Origin of the sequence: Bradyrhizobium nanningense, assembly GCF_004114535.1 — a bacterium.
In the GTDB taxonomy this organism is placed as follows: domain Bacteria; phylum Pseudomonadota; class Alphaproteobacteria; order Rhizobiales; family Xanthobacteraceae; genus Bradyrhizobium; species Bradyrhizobium nanningense.
In genome coordinates this window covers 188,924-207,626 of record NZ_LBJC01000014.1, presented here as the reverse complement: position 1 = coordinate 207,626, position 18,703 = coordinate 188,924, and the positions used below count along the sequence as shown (strand labels likewise).

Sequence of the window (18,703 nt, the reverse complement as noted above, 5' to 3'; positions counted from 1 at the left end):
AGAACCATGCCATGGCGTGAGCACCTGACAACACGTTGATTTCATTTGAAAAATTGCCTAAAAACCAAGTTTAGGAATGAAGAAGCCGCTCAAATCTTGAGCAATTCAAATGTATGCCAAAGCGGCATGCGGATTATTTTTTGGGCAAATCGACGAGGCTGGCTAAATTTCCGGCATAACTATTTCTGCACCGCAATCGCCATTTCGAGCGAGCCTGCCTTGAAAGCGCCCCCTCGATGTTCCATATGAGCAGCCGAGACCTCTTGCGAATCAAGAGGTCGTTGCGAGCCGCGTGTTCTTAAGCCCCCTACGGGCCTCTGGCTTGCCCCATATCTCCCAAGCCATCCGACACCCTAAACACGCAGGTGTCTTCTCGACACCCTTTTGCGCGCGCCGCGCTGAATGCGCCGGGCGCCCGCTTTTGACATGGAAAGAACCCCTCTTTTGACTTCGTTTCAGGATTTCGGTCTCGCCGAACCGATCGCGCGTGCTCTCGCCGAAGAGAACTACGTCACTCCCACCCCCATCCAGGCCCAGACTATTCCGATCGCGCTGACCGGGCGCGACGTCGTCGGCATCGCCCAGACCGGCACCGGCAAGACCGCGTCCTTCGCACTGCCGATCCTGCACCGCCTGCTCGAGCATCGCATCAAGCCGCAGCCCAAGACCTGCCGGGTGTTGGTGCTGTCGCCCACCCGCGAGCTGTCCGGCCAGATCCTCGATAGCTTCAACGCCTATGGCCGCCACCTCCGCCTGTCCTCGACGCTCGCCATCGGCGGCGTGCCGATGGGCCGCCAGGTCCGCGCCCTGATGCAGGGCGTCGACGTGCTGGTCGCCACCCCCGGCCGCCTGCTCGACCTCGTGCAGAGCAACGGATTGAAACTCTCGAGCGTCGAATTCCTCGTGCTCGACGAGGCCGACCGCATGCTCGACATGGGCTTCATCAACGATATCCGCAAAATCGTCGCCAAGCTGCCGATCAAGCGGCAGACGCTGTTCTTCTCGGCCACCATGCCGAAGGATATCGCCGAGCTCGCCGACGCCATGCTGCGCGACCCCGCCCGCGTCGCGGTGACCCCGGTGTCCTCGACCGCCGAGCGGATCAACCAGCGCATCGTCCAGGTCGACTTCTCCGCCAAGCCGGCCTACCTGACCAAGCTTCTGAAAGACGAGCCGGTCAATCGCGCCCTGGTCTTCACCCGCACCAAGCACGGCGCCGACAAGGTGGTGAAGTCGCTCGAGAAGGCCGGCATCCCTGCCAGCGCCATCCACGGCAACAAGTCGCAGAACCATCGCGAGCGCACGCTCGCCCAGTTCCGCTCGGGCGAGATCCGCACCCTGGTCGCCACCGACATTGCCGCCCGCGGCATCGACGTCGACGGCATCAGCCACGTCATCAATTTCGACCTGCCCAACGTGCCGGAAACCTACGTCCACCGCATTGGCCGCACCGCGCGCGCCGGCGCTGACGGCACCGCGATCTCGCTGGTGGCTGGCGGCGAGGAGCTCAGCTATCTCCGCGACATCGAACGGCTGATCCGCGTGGCGCTGCCGCGTGAAGACCATCGCACCGATGCGGGCCGCCGCGACGCCGGTCCTCCCCCGCCGCAGCAACGGCAGGGTCGGCCGGGTGGCCGCCCGGGCCAGCGCCCGCAGAGCGCCCGGCACGGCGACGCACGGCGTGGCGACGAGCGGCATGCCGACGGACGTCATCACAGCGCCGGCAGGCCTGGCGATGGACGGCCCGGCGAAGGACGTCATAATGAGGGCAGACCTGTTGATGGCAGGCCCGGAGAAGGCCACAAGGCCTCCAAGGGGTCTCGCCGCCGTCGCGGTTCCGGTGGTAAGATGAATTCCTCACCAGCCGATCGGTCGGAACAGCGTCCCGCGCATAGCGCCGGCAAGCCTGATGGAATACAAGGCGTTGCCTTTTTGCGTCGCGAGAGTCGCCCCAACGGCCGACCGAACCGCAATCCTCATTCGAACTAACAGTCTACGACTGGAGACACCCACATGGCCAAGGAAGAGCTGATCCAGTTCGAAGGACTGGTCACCGAAATCCTCCCCGACGCCCGCTACCGCGTGCAGCTCGACGCCGGACACGAGATCGTCGCCTATACCGCCGGCAAGATGAAGAAGAATCGCATCAAGACGCTGGCGGGCGACAGAGTGACGGTGGAGATGTCGCCCTATGACCTCGAGAAGGGCCGGCTGATTTTCCGCCACAAGGACGAACGTCCCAACACTGCCGGCGGACCGCCCCGCCCCGGACAGCGCGGCGGCCAGTTCCGTCGCCGCTAGTCGAGCGCCGGCGCGCGAGCGGGGCAGCAAAATTCCGACCTTTCTGTTGATCCGCCGCGAACCTCGCGGCGGATCAAAAAATCGTGCGTGCCCGGATTGTTTTGACGCTCGAATTCCGATAAAAGGAATTTATCGATTTTCGGCCGGACGACATTAGCATCCACCGGTACAGCCGGTTCAGACACGCTGACGACCCTTCCAAAAATTCGATCTAACCGGCCTGCGCGAGCGGGCCCCAACATTGTGTTATCTGAGAAGGGACTACCCCCGTGAGCATGGGAACCGTGAAGTGGTTTAACGCGACCAAAGGCTTCGGCTTCATTCAGCCCGACGACGGCGGCCAGGACGTGTTCGTCCACATCAGCGCTGTGGAACGTGCGGGCCTCGGCACGCTGCGTGAAGGTCAGAAGATCTCGTACGAGATCGTGGCCGACCGTCGTTCCGGCAAGTCGGCAGCAGACAACCTCCGCGCCGCAGGCTGAACCCGCCGGGCCTCGCCCGATCGGCTCGCAAGAACAAGAAGGCCGTGCGCAACGCACGGCCTTTTTTTGTTCCAGGCCCTGCTCGAGGACGTCAGCACGAGGACGGGACGCTGTTGTATTGAACGCAAGTGGACTGGCGCGGCCGCGTGTAGGACAGATCTTTCAGCGGGATGCTCGACTTCAACACGTAGCCCACCGTCGGTGTGTAAGTGTAGCTCGCCTCGCTGAGGATGAGGTAGGTCGACGGAATCAGCAGCGTCGCGGGAATTTCGTTGGTCACCTTGTCGCCAGCCTTCCGGCCCGAAGTCGCCAGCGTCGCTTGCGTCGCGCCGCTCGCGATGGTTCCGGCCTTGCTCCACTGGACCGTGGCAATGCTGTTCGCATCGATATAAATCTGGGAAATCGAGCCTTTCACGAGCGTAGCGTCGTAAGGCATGACGATCGAGATGCTCGCCGTGAACGTGTTCTGCATGTCGGAATCGGCAAGCGTCGTCGACTGCGATGTCAGATCGGACAGTGTCCGTGCAATCAATGTGACTTTGCGATCGACCGCCACCGCAGAGGAGAATTCGACAGTCCCAAAGAACATCACCAGCATCAGCGGGACGATGACCGCGAATTCGGTCGCCGCAAGCGCACGCTTGTCGGCGACGAAGTCACGGACCGAGCAGCGGGCACTCCTCGAGAATTTCGCAATCGCCTGCATGGGTCCGACCAGATCCGTCAGTTGAAGGGTTCGTTCTTGAAGGCTGCGGTCGCCACCAGCAGCCGCTTGCTGCTGCAACCGATGTTGTAGCCGAGGCCCGTGACGAAGAGCGGCCACTGATAGAACAGCCGCACCACGACGACCTGGCTGGAGCTGCCGGGATTGTATTGCACGCCGGCCGGATCGAAGGTGCAGGAATCGCCGTAATTGGTCAGACTCAGCGTCGTGAAGGAGCTGGTACTCACCACATCGACGTAAAGCTTGTTGCAATCGAACAGCGCCGGGATCTGGGTGCAGACATAGGCCTTGAACGTGATCTGATCGCACGCCGAGACCACGTTGGGCACCGTCTGACAGGCCGCCACTGAGCCTCCTTGCGCTTGCGCCTGACCGGTCAGAATCACACGCGCCGAATTTTGGGTGATGGTCTCGAGCACCTGGCCCGCGAAGAACACCAACGCGGTCTCGATGATGGCGAACAGCAGCCCGAAGAAGATCGGAGCAACCAGCGCGAACTCGACCGCCGCCGAGCCGCGGCGGCTGTCACGAAACCGGCATAGCGCTGTCCGGAGCGTGAACCTGGTAGGCGGAAGCGATGGCATCGCGTCAAATTCCCCAGCAGCGGCGATCATCTGCTTCGTTCAATAGCTAAAACTGATTGTTTAAGTGTTGCGGGCGATTCACGCTCCGCGAACCGCACGGTCAAGGATGCGTTAACCACACACGCCGGCGGCGCCGAAAAGACGGCGCCTGGCATCGGCAAGCGCTCAGGCGGAATCAGGCGATCCACCCCGGTGGGAAACCGCCGATCGATCCGGCTAGTTGGACTTGGTGGCCGCACCGGCGTTGCCGCTGGCATTGCTGCTCAGCGAACCGGCCTGGTTCATCGTTTGGTTGAAGTAGGCGTCGCTGTCGCCGAGCGTCACCCGACGCTGGCAAAGCGGCATGCAGCTGTAGGACTCGCGCTCGATCCCGCGATAGACGGTGACGAGCCGGTCGCTCGGGCCTTCGACCTGGATCTGGCGGTCGACCAGAATCTCGCCGCTCCGGTCGAGCGCGATGAAATTGGTGCCACCGTAGCCCTTGCCGGTCACGACGATCATGCCGCCGGGCTGGAGCGTGACGTCGGCGATCAGGGGATTGCCGACCACGATGGTCGCCACCTTGCCGGGCAGCCGCACCAGCTTGGCCTGGTCGACATTGACGGCGATGGTGTCGGCGGTTGACTCGGCAAGGCCGGCAGCTGGCGATGCCAGCACAGCGGCAGCAACCAGAAGACAGACCCGCGCATGACGGCGCAGCAATTCTTTACGCATACTCTTACCCCCGGACGACACAAACCGGCAGAAGCAAACAGATAACAGCGGAGCCGGTGTCCGACCCGGCTAACCTGCCCTTAATTCGTGAACGTTCCGCAAACTCGCAGACGATTGTTCGAACGGACCGGCGTTTTCGGCTATCTCCAGCTAGCGACGGAACGGATAGGCCAATTGGCCCCCGATCTCCTTCGGTATCGCCGCTTCGTCCTTGCCGTAATCCTGCGGCAGCCGCCCCTCCGGCATGCGGAAGGTGCCGAACAGCACGTCCCAGACCGGGAACGTTCCGGCGAAATTCGTGTTGCCGCCCTCTTCGAGCGAGGTGTGGTGCCAACGGTGGAACACCGGCGTGGCCAGCAGATATTTGAACGATCCGAAGCTCCAGTTCAGATTGGCGTGCACGAAGGCCGAATGGAAGGTGGTGAACGGCCCCACCCAGATCATGATGTTCGGGGAAATGCCGGCCATCAGCAGGACGACGTCGACGCTGATCGTCCCGAGCATGAGATTAATGGGATGGAAGCGCGCCGCGGAAATCCATCCGATCTCCTCCGACGAATGATGGATGGCGTGATACTTCCAGAAGCCGCCGCCGTGGAAAAATCGGTGGATCCAATACAGCATGAAGTCGGACAGCACCACGAACAGCAGGGCCTGCACCCACAGGGGCAGCTGCGCAAGCGGACCATGGCCGTTGTCGTAGAAGGCGATGAGCTCGTCGGCGTCGTGGATGTTGAAGACGGCGCCGGCGCCCACGATCAGGAGTCCGATCCGCATGGTGCGGGCGAACACCGGAACGAAGAACCAGTAGCAGATGTCGGTGATGATCTCCCGCTTGCGCCACCACGGGGCGCCGGGATTGCAGGCCCAGAAATGCTCGAGCACGGTGAAGACCGCCGCGAGCACGAAGGTCACGGGGATCACCTTCGCGATGGTCTCGCCGAGCATCAGGGCGACTTCCATGGGCAGGCTCGACATCGTCGCCTCTCTTGCGGATTTGTGTGCTCTTACGCCTACTCCGTGAAATTTAAGGGAGGGTGAAGCAGCCGCTGCGCCGGCGATGCATCTGGAACCGGGAGGAATTGAAGCTGCCGCTTTAAGGCGAAATTCACTCTGGACCAAAGCATTGCGCCAGACGCGGGTTTACGCGATCGGATTAACTCTACCGAAAGAGCTCGGCTCTCATTGTCATCGGGTCAAAGACAGCGCCGAACGAGGCGATCCCACCCGAATGGAGTTTGTTCATGAAGAACTTGATTGCGCGTTTCGCGAAGGATGAATCCGGCGCTACCGCCATCGAATACGGTCTGATCGCCGCCGGCATCGCGCTGGCCATCATCACCGTCGTCAACAGCCTGGGCACCACGCTGAACACCAAGTTCACCGCGATCAGCACCGGGCTGAAGTAAGCAACACACGAATGACGGCAAAAGCCCCGGACCTCCGGGGCCTTTGTTTTTCTGAAGACGGCGAGTTCCAGTGGCGTTGCGCAAGTACAGAACCGGTGCCGCGGTCGCGGCGAACGAGGCAGCTGCGGCGCAGGCCGGCTCGCCGGTCTATTGGGTCTGCCTTGCGCTGCTGCTTGCAACAGCCGCACTCGCCGCGCGCATTGCCAGCCTCTGGTAAGCACGCGTTCCGCGGCTTCGGCCTCGCGTGACCCTCGCTGCCGTTGTCGGTTTGTTTAGCAACTGGCGGCTAGAATCCGGCGACGCCAGTTCCCGCGGCAAACCCAGGCCTCAAGACGCAGCCCATGATCCTCGACCTTGCGCGCCTTCTGCTCTTCCCTGCCGTGATGGCGTTCGCCGCCGCGAGCGATCTCTTCACGATGACGATCTCGAACCGCGTGTCGCTGGCGCTGGTCGCAGGCTTCTTCGCGCTCGCCCTCGCCGGTGGCATGGCACCTTACGAGATGCTGAGTCATGTCGGCGCCGGCGCGCTTCTCCTCGTCGTGGCCTTCACCTGTTTTGCGATGGGCTGGGTCGGCGGCGGCGATGCCAAGGTCGCGGCCTCCGTCGCGCTTTGGTTCGGGTTCGCCCAGCTGATGAACTTCCTGCTCTACGCCTCGCTGTTCGGCGGCGCGCTGACGCTGCTCCTGCTCCAGTTCCGGCAATGGCCGCTGCCCTACGGGCTGGCGGGTCAGGCCTGGCTGGCACGGCTGCACGCCAAGGAGAGCGGCATCCCCTATGGCATCGCGCTCGCGCTGAGCGCGCTGATGGTCTACCCGGAGACCGAATGGGTGAAGGCGATCGACCTCGCTCACCTCGCACTGCGCTGAACGCACCGGGTAAACCCGGCGTTAAGGCGATTTAGATACGCCTCATTAACCATGCTTTGACGAATAGCTGGTCAACTGCCGATTACGGCGGCGGAAGCGTCGCGGCGTCTTGTTGGAAAGTGAAGCGTATGAATAGGGCACGCATTGTCGTCCTGGCGGTCGCCATCTGCGCCGGCGGCGTCGCCGCGTACCTGGCGAGCGGCTCGGACCGATCTGCGCCGCCTCCGGCTGCTCCGGTCGCCCAGCTTCCGACCGTCGACGTCCTCGTGGCCAAGAACGACATCGGCCTCGGCCAGACCGTAAAGCCGGAAGACGTGCAATGGCAGACCTGGCCGGCCGCGACCGCCAGCGCCACCTTCATCCGCCGCAGCGAGCGTCCCGAGGGCGCGACCCAGGTCACCGGTTCGATCGCGCGCGCCCCCTTCATTCAAGGTGAGCCGATCCGCGACCAGAAGCTGGTCAAGGCAGAAGGCTCCGGCTTCATGGCGGCAATCCTGCCCACCGGCATGCGGGCGATCTCGACCGAGATCTCGCCGGAAACCGGCGCAGGCGGCTTCATCCTGCCCAACGATCGCGTCGACGTCCTTCTGACCCGCCGGCTGAAGAACCCGGACCAGAACAACGGCGCCCCCGACGTCGTCACCTCCGAGATCATCCTGGCCAATATCCGCGTCCTGGCCATCGACCAGGCGCCAAAGGAAAAGGACGGCCAGAACGCGGTGGTCGGCAAGACCGTCACCCTCGAGCTCAATCCCGCGCAGACCGCGACACTCTCCGCGGCCCGCCAGAGCGGCACGCTGTCGCTGGCGCTGCGCAGCATCGTCGACGTCAAGATGAGCGAAATCACGCTCGAAGATTCCGCGCAGAAGCGGGACGGTATTTCGATCATTCGCTACGGCATTCCAAGTCAGACGGCGAAAGCACGATGAAGACAGTCGATATGAAACGCAGGGTGGATTTGGCGACGATGCGAACCTCAGCGGTCCGCGCCCTGTCGTTTTCGGCCGCTCTGGCGCTGGCGCTCAACCCCATGCTGAACCCCGTAGTCGCCGCCGATTATCGTCCGGTGGCGCAGGCCGCGGCGGATGGCCAAATGAACGCGCGCTTCCTCTCGCTCGGCGTCGGCAAATCCATCGTGATCGACCTGCCGCGCGACATCAAGGACGTGCTGGTCGCCGATCCCAAGATCGCCAACGCGGTGGTCCGCTCGGCGCAGCGCGCCTATATCATCGGCGCCACGGTCGGCCAGACCAATATCGTGTTCTTCGATTCCGCCGGTCAGCAGATTGCGGCCTATGACATCGCGGTCAAGCGCGACCTCAACGGCGTGCGGGCCGCGCTGAAGCAGGTCCTGCCCAATTCGGACATTCAGATCGACGGGCTCGGCGACGGCATCGTCCTGACCGGCACGGCGGCGAATCCGATGGAAGCGCAACAGGCCAACGAGCTCGCCGCGCGCCTGGCCGGCGGCGCCGACAAGGTGGTCAACTCGATCGTGGTGCGCGGCCGCGACCAGGTCATGCTGAAGGTGACGGTGGCGGAGGTCCAGCGCACCATCGTCAAGCAGCTCGGCATCGACCTGAGCGCCAGCCTCAACTACGGCACGTCGGTGGTGAGCTTCACCAACTCCAATCCGTTCACGGCTCTCGGCAAGAACCTCGTGGACGGCAACAATTTGACGACGAAGTTCGGCGGCTCGACGTCGGTGCAGGCCACCTTGCGCGCGATGGAAACCGCGGGTGTGATCCGCACGCTGGCCGAACCGAACCTGACCGCAATCTCCGGTGAATCGGCGACGTTCATCGCCGGCGGAGAATTCCCGGTCCCGGCCGGCTACGCGTGCGACCCCACCACCCATGTCTGTACCACCCAGATCAGCTTCAAGAAGTTCGGCATCTCGCTCAACTTTACCCCCGTGGTGCTGAGCGAAGGCAAGATCAGCCTGCGCGTGATGACCGAGGTCTCGGAACTCTCGAACGAAAACGCGATCACGCTGTCGCAGGCCGTGACCTCGACGTCGGTGAACTCGCTCACGGTCCCCTCGATCAGGACCCGCCGCGCGGAGACCTCGCTGGAAATTCCCTCCGGCGGCGCAATGGCGATGGCCGGCCTGATCCAGCAGCAGACCAAGCAGGCCATCAGCGGACTGCCCGGACTGATGCAGCTCCCGATCCTCGGCACGCTGTTCCGCAGCCGCGATTTCGTCAACAACGCGACCGAGCTGGTCGTGATCGTGACGCCCTATGTCGTTCGCGCGGTGGCGCCAAAGGACCTGTCGCGGCCGGATGACGGCTTCGCCCCGCCTGCGGATCCCCAGGCCCAGCTGCTCGGCAACATCAACCGCATCTACGGCGTGCCCGGCCGGACCGAACCGGCCAGGAATTACCGCGGTACCTACGGCTTCATTACCGACTGATGCGGAACGGGGACTTCACGATGATCACAAGACCACCCCAGCTTCGCAAACGCGCCATCCGCCTCGGTGGCGCGCTGGTCGGCATGGCGCTCGCGCTCGGCGGCTGCCAACACGACGAGGTCGTTACCGCCTCTATTCCCGACGACTACAAGCAGCGCCATCCGATCGCGATCGAGGAGCAGAACCGCTCGATCGTCGTCTTCGTCGGTCATGCCCGCGGCGGATTGACCGCTGCCCAGCGCGCGGACGTGATGGGTGTCGCATCGGCGTGGTTGCACGAAGGCACTGGCGCCATCCGCATCGACGTGCCGTCCGGCACGCCCAATGCGCGCCCAGTCGCGGACACGATGCGCGAAATTCAGGCGATGCTGGCGGCGGCAGGCGTTCCACCGCGGGGCGTCAACGTTCACCCCTACCAACCCGAGGACAAGCGCTTCCTGCCGCCGATCCGGCTCACCTATTCCAAGATCGCCGCAGTCGCGGGTCCCTGCGGCCTGTGGCCGGACGACGTCGGCCCTTCCATGAAGAACAAGAGCTGGTTCGAAAACAAGGACTATTACAATTACGGCTGCGCCTATCAGCGCAACCTCGCCGCGATGGTCGACAATCCGTCGGATCTCGAGCAGCCGCGGCCTGAGACGCCGTCCTACACGCCGCGGCGCATCACCGGCCTCGAGAAGTATCGCAAGGGAGTTACGACCGCGACCACCTATCCCGAGGCCGACAAGGCCAAACTCAGCGACACCGGCAAATGATCAGCTACGCTCGCCAGACACACGAAGAGCAGCCGGAAGCAGCCCCTCCGCCGGTCGAGGAGCATATTGCACCCGCGCCCCGCGTCTCGGTCCAGGCCTTCTGCGAGACCGTGGAGACCGCTGCCGCGGTGCAGTCGGCCGGCGAGGATCGCCGTCTCGGCAAGGCTCATCTGAAGATCCAGATGGGCGGCATGGCGGCCGCGATCGAAGCCTACCGCTCGGCTCCCACGCCGAACGTGATCGTGCTCGAGAGCGACGGCCGCAACGACCTCCTGGGCGGGCTCGACCAGCTCGCCACAGTCTGCGACGCCGGCACCCGCGTGGTCGTGATCGGCCGCATCAACGACGTCATGCTCTACCGCGAGCTGGTGCGCCGCGGCGTCAGCGACTATGTGCTTGCGCCGGTCGGCGCGATCGACGTCGTGCGCTCGATCTGCAACCTGTTCTCGGCGCCGGAAGCCAAGGCGGTCGGCCGCATCATCGCCGTGGTCGGCGCCAAGGGGGGCGTCGGGGCCTCCACCATCTCCCACAACGTCGCCTGGGCGATCGCGCGCGACCTCGCAATGGACGCCGTCGTCGCCGATCTCGACCTCGCCTTCGGCACCGCCGGGCTCGACTACAACCAGGATCCGCCGCAGGGCATTGCCGACGCCGTGTTCTCGCCCGATCGCGTCGACACCGCCTTCATCGACCGCCTGCTGTCGAAATGCACCGACCATCTCAGCCTGCTGGCGGCGCCGGCGACACTCGACCGGGTCTATGATTTCGGCACCGACGCCTTCGACTCCGTGTTCGACACGCTGCGCTCCACCATGCCATGCATCGTGCTCGACATTCCGCATCAATGGTCGGGCTGGACCAAGCGCGCCTTGATCGGAGCGGACGACATCCTGATCGTGGCCGCCCCTGACCTCGCCAATCTGCGCAATACCAAGAACCTGTTCGATCTGTTGAAGGCCGCGCGCCCCAACGACCGGCCGCCGCTCTACTGCCTGAACCAGGTCGGCGTGCCAAAAAGGCCCGAAATCGCCGCCGCGGAGTTCGCCAAGGCGATCGAGAGCCAGCCGATCGTCTCGATCCCGTTCGAGCCGCAGATCTTCGGCTCGGCGGCCAACAACGGCCAGATGATCGCGGAGATCTCCGCCAACCACAAGTCGATCGAGATGTTCCTTCAGATCGCCCAGCGCCTGACCGGCCGCAGCGAAACCAAGAAACAAAAGTCGTCCCTGTTTTCACCCCTGATTGACAAGTTGCGGGGAAAATAAGCCGCCGCATGGAGTTGTTAAGTGTTCGGTAAGCGTAGCGGAACAGACACCGACCTTCGGGCGCCCAAGCCCGGCGCCGTGTCGCTCGAGCCTGCCCAGGCTCCAGCGCCGACGGTGTCGCGCGCCCCGCCTCCGCCGGCCGTCGCCTCGCCGCCGCTTGCTCCCGCCAAGGCCCCGCCGCCCCCGGCCATGGAGAGCCGGCGTTCGGACAATTATTACGAGGTCAAGGCGACCATCTTCGGCGCCCTGATCGAGGCGATCGATCTCGCCCAGCTCGCCAAGCTCGACTCGGAATCCGCCCGCGAGGAAATCCGCGACATCGTCAACGAGATCATCGCGATCAAGAACATCGTGATGTCGATCGCCGAGCAGGAAGAGCTGCTCGACGACATCTGCAACGACGTTCTGGGCTACGGTCCGCTCGAGCCGCTGCTGTCGCGCGACGATATCGCCGACATCATGGTCAACGGCGCCAACACCGTCTACATCGAGGTCGCCGGCAAGATCCAGCGCACCGGCATCCGCTTTCGCGACAACCAGCAGCTCCTCAACATCTGCCAGCGCATCGTCAGCCAGGTCGGCCGGCGCGTCGACGAATCCTCGCCGATCTGCGACGCGCGCCTCGCCGACGGCTCCCGCGTCAACGCCATCGTGCCGCCGCTGTCGATCGATGGCCCGACGCTCACCATCCGCAAGTTCAAGAAGGACAAGCTGACGCTCGACCAGCTCGTCAAGTTCGGGGCGATCTCGCCGGAAGGAGCCGAGATCCTCCAGATCATCGGCCGCGTCCGCTGCAACGTGCTGATCTCCGGCGGTACCGGCTCGGGCAAGACGACGCTGCTCAACTGTCTGACCAATTACATCGAGCACGACGAGCGCGTCATCACCTGCGAGGACGCTGCCGAGCTCCAGCTCCAGCAGCCCCATGTGGTGCGGCTGGAGACCCGCCCGCCCAATATCGAGGGCGAGGGTCAGGTCACCATGCGCGAATTGGTGCGCAACTGCCTGCGTATGCGGCCCGAACGCATCATCGTCGGCGAAGTCCGCGGACCCGAGGCGTTCGACCTGCTCCAGGCCATGAACACCGGCCATGACGGGTCGATGGGCACGCTGCACGCCAACAACCCGCGCGAAGCCCTGTCGCGCTGCGAATCCATGATCACGATGGGCGGCTTTTCCCTGCCCTCGCGAACGATCCGCGAGATGATCTGCGCCTCGATCGACGTCATCGTCCAGGCCGCGCGCCTGCGCGACGGCTCGCGCCGCATCACCCACATCACCGAGGTGATGGGCATGGAAGGCGACACCATCATCACCCAGGACATCTTCCTCTACGACATGATCGGCGAGGACGCCAACGGCAAGATCATCGGCCGGCACCGCTCGACCGGCATCGGCCGTCCGAAGTTCTGGGAACGCGCCCGCTATTACGGCGAGGAGAAGCGCCTTGCCGCCGCGCTCGACGCCGCGGAAGTGGCGCCCACGACGTGAGCAGGTCAGCGACGCCATGAACATACAGGTCCTCGCCCTCGCATTTCTCGCCACCGCAGCCGTTGGCGGCATCGCCTGGGTTTTCCTCTATCCGCTGCTCTCCGGGGAACGGAAGGCGGAAAGCCGACGCGCCTCGATCTCGCGTGCCGACGCGCCTGCGGCCAAGCAGAGCGAAAAGAGCCAGCGATCGCGCCGCGAGCAAGTCGAGACGTCGCTGAAGGATCTCGAGGCACGGCGCCAGCAGGAGAAGAGCGTTCCGCTCAATGTCCGCCTGTCCCAGGCCGGCCTGGACTGGACGCCGCAGAAATTCTGGATCGTGTCCGCCGTCGTGGCGGGCGTGCTGTTCGCGGCGGCCCTGTTCGTCGGCGGCGGGTTGCTCGGCGCCGCTGGTCTCGCCTTTGCCGGAGGTTTCGGCCTGCCGCGCTGGGCCCTCGGCTTCCTGAAGAAGCGCCGGGAAGACAAATTCCTGAAGGCGCTCCCCGACGCGGTCGACGTCATCGTCCGCGGCATCAAGGCGGGCCTGCCGCTGTTCGAATCGATCAAGGTCGTCGCTGCGGATTCGCCCGAGCCGCTGCGCAGCGAGTTCCTCGCCATCATCGAGACGCAGGCGATCGGTATGCCGCTGGGCGAGGCTTGCTCCCGGCTCTATGAGCGCATGCCGCTGCCCGAAGCCAACTTTTTCGGCATCGTCATCTCGATCCAGCAGAAATCGGGCGGCAACCTCTCCGAGGCGCTGGGCAACCTCTCCAAGGTGCTACGCGACCGCAAGAAGATGAAAGAGAAGATCCAGGCGATGTCGATGGAAGCCAAGGCCTCGGCCGGCATCATCGGTTCGTTGCCGCCGATCGTGATGTTCCTCGTCTATCTCACGACGCCGCACTACATCTCGCTGCTTTGGACTCACCCCACTGGCCAGCTGATGCTGGTCGGCTGCGTCGTCTGGATGTCGATCGGCATCATGGTGATGAAGAAGATGATCAATTTCGACTTCTGACGGTGCCGCATGGTCGAGTTCCTCGTTTCGAAACTGCACGACGTCCGCTTCATGACGATGCTGCTGGCGGCCATCGCCGCCAGCGCCACCGTCTATACGCTGGTGATGCCGCTGTTCGCCGGGGAGGGACTCTCCAAGCGCATGAAGGCGGTCGCGAGCGAGCGTGAGCGCATCCGGCAGCGCGAGCGCGAGCGCCTTCACAAGAATGAAAAGGTCTCGCTGCGCCAGACGCCGAAGCAGCTCGTCTCCAAGGTCGTGGAGGACTTCAACCTCACCAAATGGCTCGCGCAAGAGGCGGCGCGGGACAAGCTCATTATGGCCGGCTACCGCGGCCAGGCGCCCTACATCACCTTCCTGTTTGCCCGCATGGTCGCTCCGATCGTGCTCTTCGTCGGCTCGGTCATCTACGTTTTCGTGATCGCGCACATGGAGAAGCCGATGCCGATCAAGATCGGCATCTGCCTCGGCGCGGCCTATCTCGGCCTCCAGGCGCCGATGCTGTTCCTCAAGAATGCGATCTCCAAGCGCCAGCTCTCGATCAAGCGCGCCTTTCCCGATGCGCTCGACCTGCTCCTGATCTGTATCGAGTCCGGCATGTCGGTCGAAATGGCGTTCCGCAAGGTCGCCACCGAAATCGTGGGACAGTCGATTGCGCTGTCGGAAGAGTTCACGCTGACCACAGCCGAATTGTCCTACCTGCAGGATCGCAAGGTCGCCTATGAGAATTTGGCGCGGCGCACCGGGCTCGAGGGCGTCAAGTCGGTCTGTCTCGCGCTTCAGCAGGCGGAACGCTACGGCACCCCCCTGGGTCAATCCTTGCGCGTCATGGCCCAGGAAAACCGCGACATGCGCATGACCGAGGCCGAGAAGAAGGCCGCCGCGTTGCCGCCGAAACTGACGGTGCCGATGATCCTGTTCTTCCTGCCCGTGCTATTCGTCGTCATTCTCGGACCGACCGGCATCAAGATCACCGAGATGCAGTGACACGGAGCCGCTGGCCGTACGCGGGTCGGTGAGACGACTTCGATGGCTGAAGATCAGATCTGATCAATCGGGCTGGTCGAGCGAGGCGACCGGGGTCCGCTTCGGCGCGCCGCGATGATTGTCGCTGCGGCTCAGCATTTCCTTGAGATACGTAACATTGGCCGCGGCCTGGTCCGGCGGCAGATCCGCCTTCACGATGATCTCGGCCTCAGCGAAGCGGCCCTGGAGACCGACGACGAGGCCGAGATTCTGCCGCACCCGGCTGCTGGCGCGCGGCGAGGCGTAGGCCTGCCGCAACGCCTCTTCGGCCTTGGGCAGATCCTTCGACAGCATGTAGGACAGGCCGAGATTGGAAAGCACGCCAGGATCACCCGGCGCGATCTTGAGCGCGCTCGTATAATAGGAGCGCGCCTCCTCGTGACGGCCCATCTGGTCCAGCACGGTGCCCTGCACCGAGAGCAGGCGCCAGTCCGGATTGTCAGGCGAATGCGCTTTCGACAGGACGTCGTAGGCCTGCTGGAAATTGCCGTTGTCGGCGAGCGCGCGGCCATACTGCGCGAGCAGCGCCTTGTTGCCGGGATTGGCGATGGTCGCCTGCTCGAGCACGGCAGCGGCCTGGGCGCGTTGGCCGTTGGCACGCAAAGCCTGACCATAGGCCAGCGCCGCCTCGGCATCCCGGGGATTGGCACGGTAGCGCTCGCCATAGACCTCGACGGCGCGCGCGGGATCGGCAGGAGCCGCCTCCGCCCGTGGTCCGCCGAGCGAACCCGTCACGTCGGAGAGTTTCGACATGCCCGTGCAGCCGCCGAGGCCCATGGCCACCGCCGCGACCAGCGAGGTGGACGCAAGAAGCCGGGCGAGACTGAACCGTTGACGCATGACGCCTTGACTCTCGAGCCGATTGATCGAGCCGAACGCGCCAGCAATAGACTGTTAACCCTAACGGCCGGTTAACGCCCCTTCCCGGACCACACCTCTCACGGCGACGTTTGCGGCGGCGCCCCACCGCCGAGGTCGAGATCGAGGCCGAGCGCCCTCACCTGCAATTGCCGCCTCAATATTCGATGGCGAGCCGCTTGCGGATTTCGTCGATGCGCTTGTCGAGCGCATCGAATCGCGCGTGGACGGAGCGGTCGTGGAGATAGAAGACGTAACCGCCGGCAAGGAACGCGAAGATCCAGTGGTGGTGCTCGACATAAGCAAAGATCACCTCGATAGCCTGGCCGATGAATGTGACCACGCTCCACACAAATTCCATCGCATGTCCTCCCGGCGCGTTTGTCGGCGGTCGCCCGATCGTCGTCCCTGGCGACCGTTGCCGGAACCTAGCATGGCCCCCTTGCCGCGAGTAGCGGGCTCGCCCAACGGTGACAGCAAAGCCGATTGCAGCCGCGGCGAAACTCTGCGAAGTCTCGTCCGTTCGCATGCCCGCTTGATCCGACGATCCGGACCCGCCAATGCCTTCTGTCTTCGAGACGTCACCCACCGCCATCCCGATCACTTTCGTCACGAAATCGAGCTGGGATCGGGTCGCCGAGGCGCTGCCGCCACCGCAACGCCTGTTCGCCACTGCATGCGCCTTTACGGCCAAGCCGGGCGCCTATCTGGCGCTGCCCGCGCCCGACGGCACGATAGCGCAGGTGCTGTTCGGCCTCGAGGACGACGCCGCAAAATCACGCGACCTGTTTCGGCCCGGCGCCCTGCCTGGGCTGCTGCCGCCGGGCATTTATCGCTTTGCCAATGCGCCACACGATACACGGCTGGCCGCGCTCGCTTTTGCGCTGGGGTGCTACCGCTTCGCGCGCTACCGCAAGGCTGACAGGCCCGACGTCCGGCTGGTGCCGCCTGACGGCATCGACGCCACCGAGATCGGGCGGATCGCCGACGCAGCGATGCTCGCGCGCGACCTCATCAACACGCCGTCCAACGACATGGGGCCGGAAGAGCTCGCCGCTGCTGCGCAAGCGCTCGCCGTCGAATTCGGGGCAAGCTTTGCCTGCACCATCGGCGAGGAGTTGGAGAAGCACTTCCCGCTGATCCACGCCGTCGGCATGGCCTCCAGCCGCGCGCCGCGGCTGATCGACATCGGTTGGGGCGACCCTGAGCATCCCAACGTGACGCTGGTCGGCAAGGGCGTCTGCTTCGACACCGGCGGGCTCGACCTGAAGCCGTCGAGCGGCATGCTGATTATGAAGAAGGACATGGGCGGCGCCGCCAATGTGCTGGCGCTGGCGCGCATGGTGATGGATGCGAAACTGAAGGTGCGGCTTCGCGTGCTGATTCCGGCCGTGGAGAACGCGGTCGCGGGCAATGCCTTCCGCCCGCTCGACATCTTCACCTCGCGTAGGGGCATCACCGTCGAGATCGGCAACACCGACGCGGAAGGCCGGCTGGTGCTCGCCGACGCGCTGGCGCTGGCCGACGAGGAGAAACCCGACCTGCTGGTCGACCTGGGCACGCTGACCGGCGCGGCGCGTGTCGCGCTGGGACCGGATTTACCGCCCTTTTACACCAATGATGAGACCCTTGCCGCCGACCTTTCGCGCTGCGCGGTGAAGGAGAACGATCCGTTGTGGCGCATGCCGCTGTGGCCGCCTTACGATTCCTGGCTGGACTCCAAGACGGCCACGATCACCAACGCGCCATCGGGCGGCTTTGCCGGCTCGATCACCTGCGCGCTGTTCCTGCAGCGCTTCGTCGAGCACGCCCGAAGCTGGCTGCATGTCGACATCTACGGCTGGACACCGACGGCAAAGCCCGCACGCCCCGAAGGCGGCGAGTGCCAGGCCGCGCGCGCCATCTACAGCTTGTTGAGCGAGCGCTATGCATGATCCGCGATTGACACCGGCGCGAGGCGACCTCGCGGCGAAATATCTCGAAGGCAAGGTGCAGGCGGATCGCTTCGTCACCGGCGAGGAATTCGAGGTGATCGAACCGGTCGCGCCGGTGCGCGAACAGCCATCTTCGAACGCGATGCTGATGACGGAGGCACTGCGCGGCGAACGCGTCACCATCTACGACCGCAACGGCGAGGGTTGGGCGTGGGGCCAGCTCAATGGCGACGGCTATGTCGGCTGGCTGCCAGAAGCGGCGCTGGTGAAGCCATCGGCTGCACCAACTCACCTGGTCAGCGCGCTGCGGACGTTTGCCTTCCCCGGTCCCTCGATCAAGCTGCCGCCGGCCGACACGCTGGTGATGGGATCCAAGCTCGCCGTGACACGCGAAGAGGGCAGCTTCGCCGTGACGCGCGACGGCAGATATCTGCCGAGGACGCATCTTGCCTCACTCGATCACCGCGAGCCGGACTTCGTCGCGGTCGCCGATCGCTTCGTCGGCACGCCCTATCTCTGGGGCGGGAAGAGCAGTTTTGGCATCGATTGCTCCGGCCTCGTCCAGGTCTCGTTGACATCAGCGGGGATTGGCTGCCCGCGCGACAGCGACATGCAGCTGGCCGGTCTCGGGCGCGCGCTGGAGCCGCATGAGCGAAGCTTGCGGCGCGGGGACCTGATCTTCTGGAAAGGCCATGTCGCGATCGTCCGCGATGGCAGCACCATGGTTCACGCCAACGCGCATCACATGGCGACAATCATCGAACCGATCGAGCCGGCCATTGCGCGGATCAGGCAGGCCGGCTGCGAGGTCGTTGCGATCAAGCGGCTATAGCGAGATCTCGTAGGGTGGCGTAACCCACCTCTTCAGCTTCCGTTGAGAGAGAAGC

General features: G+C 64.3%; 21 protein-coding genes. 15 read left to right on the top strand and 6 right to left on the bottom strand.

The features are described 5' to 3' along the window. Positions 1-402 precede the first annotated feature (402 nt). The 3 genes from XH84_RS08970 (at position 403) to XH84_RS08960 (ending at position 2,783) form a co-directional block, all read left to right on the top strand. Positions 403-1,989 carry a DEAD/DEAH box helicase gene (locus XH84_RS08970; protein ID WP_128922167.1) on the top strand — a complete coding sequence of 529 codons (1,587 nt, stop codon included), beginning with the start codon at positions 403-405 and terminating at the stop codon, positions 1,987-1,989. 24 nt (positions 1,990-2,013) lie between these two features. After that, positions 2,014-2,301 carry a translation initiation factor IF-1 gene (gene infA, locus XH84_RS08965; RefSeq protein ID WP_128922168.1) on the top strand — a complete coding sequence of 96 codons (288 nt, stop codon included), beginning with the start codon at positions 2,014-2,016 and terminating at the stop codon, positions 2,299-2,301. 269 nt (positions 2,302-2,570) lie between these two features. Next, the gene (locus tag XH84_RS08960; protein ID WP_028138527.1) at positions 2,571-2,783 is read left to right on the top strand and encodes a cold-shock protein; all 213 of its coding nucleotides are present in this window, start codon (positions 2,571-2,573) and stop codon (positions 2,781-2,783) included. Between the two features lie 91 nt (positions 2,784-2,874). On the opposite strand, the gene XH84_RS08955 is transcribed toward XH84_RS08960, so the two are convergent. The 4 genes from XH84_RS08955 to XH84_RS08940 all read right to left on the bottom strand — a co-directional run bounded on the left by XH84_RS08955 (position 2,875) and on the right by XH84_RS08940 (position 5,783). Further along, positions 2,875-3,489, bottom strand: a complete 615-nt coding sequence (locus tag XH84_RS08955) for a TadE/TadG family type IV pilus assembly protein (protein ID WP_128922169.1) — start codon at positions 3,487-3,489, stop codon at positions 2,875-2,877. A 17-nt stretch (positions 3,490-3,506) separates the two neighbouring features. Then, positions 3,507-4,091, bottom strand: a complete 585-nt coding sequence (locus XH84_RS08950) for a TadE/TadG family type IV pilus assembly protein (protein ID WP_128922170.1) — start codon at positions 4,089-4,091, stop codon at positions 3,507-3,509. Between the two features lie 216 nt (positions 4,092-4,307). After that, complete coding sequence (locus XH84_RS08945) at positions 4,308-4,805, bottom strand: pilus assembly protein N-terminal domain-containing protein (RefSeq protein ID WP_128922171.1); 498 nt, start codon at positions 4,803-4,805, stop codon at positions 4,308-4,310. A gap of 150 nt (positions 4,806-4,955) precedes the next feature. Beyond that, positions 4,956-5,783, bottom strand: coding sequence for a sterol desaturase family protein (locus tag XH84_RS08940; protein ID WP_128922172.1), 828 nt, complete (start codon positions 5,781-5,783; stop codon positions 4,956-4,958). Between the two features lie 266 nt (positions 5,784-6,049). Here XH84_RS08940 and XH84_RS08935 point away from each other — a divergent pair, with 266 nt between their 5' ends. The 10 genes from XH84_RS08935 (at position 6,050) to XH84_RS08895 (ending at position 14,985) form a co-directional block, all read left to right on the top strand. Next, positions 6,050-6,214 carry a Flp family type IVb pilin gene (locus XH84_RS08935; protein WP_128922173.1) on the top strand — a complete coding sequence of 55 codons (165 nt, stop codon included), beginning with the start codon at positions 6,050-6,052 and terminating at the stop codon, positions 6,212-6,214. Between the two features lie 70 nt (positions 6,215-6,284). Further along, positions 6,285-6,431: a hypothetical protein gene (locus XH84_RS39600; RefSeq protein ID WP_164936602.1), complete on the top strand. Its 147-nt coding sequence runs from the start codon at positions 6,285-6,287 to the stop codon at positions 6,429-6,431. 124 nt (positions 6,432-6,555) lie between these two features. Further along, the gene (locus XH84_RS08930; RefSeq protein ID WP_128922174.1) at positions 6,556-7,080 is read left to right on the top strand and encodes an A24 family peptidase; all 525 of its coding nucleotides are present in this window, start codon (positions 6,556-6,558) and stop codon (positions 7,078-7,080) included. A gap of 128 nt (positions 7,081-7,208) precedes the next feature. After that, on the top strand, positions 7,209-8,009 hold the full coding sequence (gene cpaB, locus XH84_RS08925; protein ID WP_164936603.1) for a Flp pilus assembly protein CpaB: 801 nt from the start codon (positions 7,209-7,211) through the stop codon (positions 8,007-8,009). Between the two features lie 11 nt (positions 8,010-8,020). Continuing rightward, complete coding sequence (locus tag XH84_RS08920) at positions 8,021-9,496, top strand: type II and III secretion system protein family protein (protein ID WP_164936624.1); 1,476 nt, start codon at positions 8,021-8,023, stop codon at positions 9,494-9,496. Positions 9,497-9,516: 20 nt separating this feature from the next. Then, positions 9,517-10,251 (top strand): CpaD family pilus assembly protein, encoded by a 735-nt coding sequence (locus XH84_RS08915; RefSeq protein WP_128922177.1) that lies wholly within the window; start codon positions 9,517-9,519, stop codon positions 10,249-10,251. Further along, entirely contained in the window at positions 10,248-11,516 is a 1,269-nt protein-coding gene (locus tag XH84_RS08910) for a CpaE/TadZ family protein (RefSeq protein WP_128922178.1), read from the top strand. Before XH84_RS08915 ends, XH84_RS08910 begins: the two co-directional genes overlap by 4 nt. A gap of 21 nt (positions 11,517-11,537) precedes the next feature. Further along, positions 11,538-13,007, top strand: a complete 1,470-nt coding sequence (locus XH84_RS08905; protein WP_028138538.1) for a TadA family conjugal transfer-associated ATPase — start codon at positions 11,538-11,540, stop codon at positions 13,005-13,007. A 16-nt stretch (positions 13,008-13,023) separates the two neighbouring features. After that, on the top strand, positions 13,024-14,001 hold the full coding sequence (locus XH84_RS08900; protein WP_128922179.1) for a type II secretion system F family protein: 978 nt from the start codon (positions 13,024-13,026) through the stop codon (positions 13,999-14,001). 9 nt (positions 14,002-14,010) lie between these two features. Next, positions 14,011-14,985: a type II secretion system F family protein gene (locus XH84_RS08895; RefSeq protein ID WP_128922180.1), complete on the top strand. Its 975-nt coding sequence runs from the start codon at positions 14,011-14,013 to the stop codon at positions 14,983-14,985. 63 nt (positions 14,986-15,048) lie between these two features. Here XH84_RS08895 and XH84_RS08890 read toward each other — a convergent pair whose 3' ends face one another. Together XH84_RS08890 and XH84_RS08885 are read right to left on the bottom strand one after the other, a co-directional pair. Next, entirely contained in the window at positions 15,049-15,864 is an 816-nt protein-coding gene (locus XH84_RS08890) for a tetratricopeptide repeat protein (protein ID WP_128922181.1), read from the bottom strand. Between the two features lie 175 nt (positions 15,865-16,039). After that, entirely contained in the window at positions 16,040-16,243 is a 204-nt protein-coding gene (locus XH84_RS08885; RefSeq protein ID WP_128922182.1) for a hypothetical protein, read from the bottom strand. A 199-nt stretch (positions 16,244-16,442) separates the two neighbouring features. Here XH84_RS08885 and XH84_RS08880 point away from each other — a divergent pair, with 199 nt between their 5' ends. Then, positions 16,443-17,816 (top strand): leucyl aminopeptidase family protein, encoded by a 1,374-nt coding sequence (locus XH84_RS08880; protein ID WP_128922183.1) that lies wholly within the window; start codon positions 16,443-16,445, stop codon positions 17,814-17,816. Continuing rightward, positions 17,809-18,648, top strand: a complete 840-nt coding sequence (locus XH84_RS08875) for a C40 family peptidase (protein ID WP_128922184.1) — start codon at positions 17,809-17,811, stop codon at positions 18,646-18,648. The genes XH84_RS08880 and XH84_RS08875 overlap by 8 nt, the downstream gene beginning before the upstream one ends. The last annotated feature ends 55 nt before the right edge of the window (positions 18,649-18,703 follow it).

What these genes read in the sequence shown, in the direction of transcription:
- XH84_RS08970 (WP_128922167.1), top strand. Translation starts at nt 403, where the DNA reads ATGCGCCGGGCGCCCGCTTTTGACATGGAAAGAACCCCTCTTTTGACT.
- infA (WP_128922168.1), top strand. Translation starts at nt 2,014, where the DNA reads ATGGCCAAGGAAGAGCTGATCCAGTTCGAAGGACTGGTCACCGAAATC.
- XH84_RS08955 (WP_128922169.1), bottom strand. Translation starts at nt 3,489, where the DNA reads ATGCAGGCGATTGCGAAATTCTCGAGGAGTGCCCGCTGCTCGGTCCGT.
- XH84_RS08950 (WP_128922170.1), bottom strand. Translation starts at nt 4,091, where the DNA reads ATGCCATCGCTTCCGCCTACCAGGTTCACGCTCCGGACAGCGCTATGC.
- XH84_RS08945 (WP_128922171.1), bottom strand. Translation starts at nt 4,805, where the DNA reads ATGCGTAAAGAATTGCTGCGCCGTCATGCGCGGGTCTGTCTTCTGGTT.
- XH84_RS08940 (WP_128922172.1), bottom strand. Translation starts at nt 5,783, where the DNA reads ATGTCGAGCCTGCCCATGGAAGTCGCCCTGATGCTCGGCGAGACCATC.
- XH84_RS08935 (WP_128922173.1), top strand. Translation starts at nt 6,050, where the DNA reads ATGAAGAACTTGATTGCGCGTTTCGCGAAGGATGAATCCGGCGCTACC.
- XH84_RS08930 (WP_128922174.1), top strand. Translation starts at nt 6,556, where the DNA reads ATGATCCTCGACCTTGCGCGCCTTCTGCTCTTCCCTGCCGTGATGGCG.
- cpaB (WP_164936603.1), top strand. Translation starts at nt 7,209, where the DNA reads ATGAATAGGGCACGCATTGTCGTCCTGGCGGTCGCCATCTGCGCCGGC.
- XH84_RS08920 (WP_164936624.1), top strand. Translation starts at nt 8,021, where the DNA reads ATGAAACGCAGGGTGGATTTGGCGACGATGCGAACCTCAGCGGTCCGC.
- XH84_RS08915 (WP_128922177.1), top strand. Translation starts at nt 9,517, where the DNA reads ATGATCACAAGACCACCCCAGCTTCGCAAACGCGCCATCCGCCTCGGT.
- XH84_RS08910 (WP_128922178.1), top strand. Translation starts at nt 10,248, where the DNA reads ATGATCAGCTACGCTCGCCAGACACACGAAGAGCAGCCGGAAGCAGCC.
- XH84_RS08900 (WP_128922179.1), top strand. Translation starts at nt 13,024, where the DNA reads ATGAACATACAGGTCCTCGCCCTCGCATTTCTCGCCACCGCAGCCGTT.
- XH84_RS08895 (WP_128922180.1), top strand. Translation starts at nt 14,011, where the DNA reads ATGGTCGAGTTCCTCGTTTCGAAACTGCACGACGTCCGCTTCATGACG.
- XH84_RS08890 (WP_128922181.1), bottom strand. Translation starts at nt 15,864, where the DNA reads ATGCGTCAACGGTTCAGTCTCGCCCGGCTTCTTGCGTCCACCTCGCTG.
- XH84_RS08885 (WP_128922182.1), bottom strand. Translation starts at nt 16,243, where the DNA reads ATGGAATTTGTGTGGAGCGTGGTCACATTCATCGGCCAGGCTATCGAG.
- XH84_RS08880 (WP_128922183.1), top strand. Translation starts at nt 16,443, where the DNA reads ATGCCTTCTGTCTTCGAGACGTCACCCACCGCCATCCCGATCACTTTC.
- XH84_RS08875 (WP_128922184.1), top strand. Translation starts at nt 17,809, where the DNA reads ATGCATGATCCGCGATTGACACCGGCGCGAGGCGACCTCGCGGCGAAA.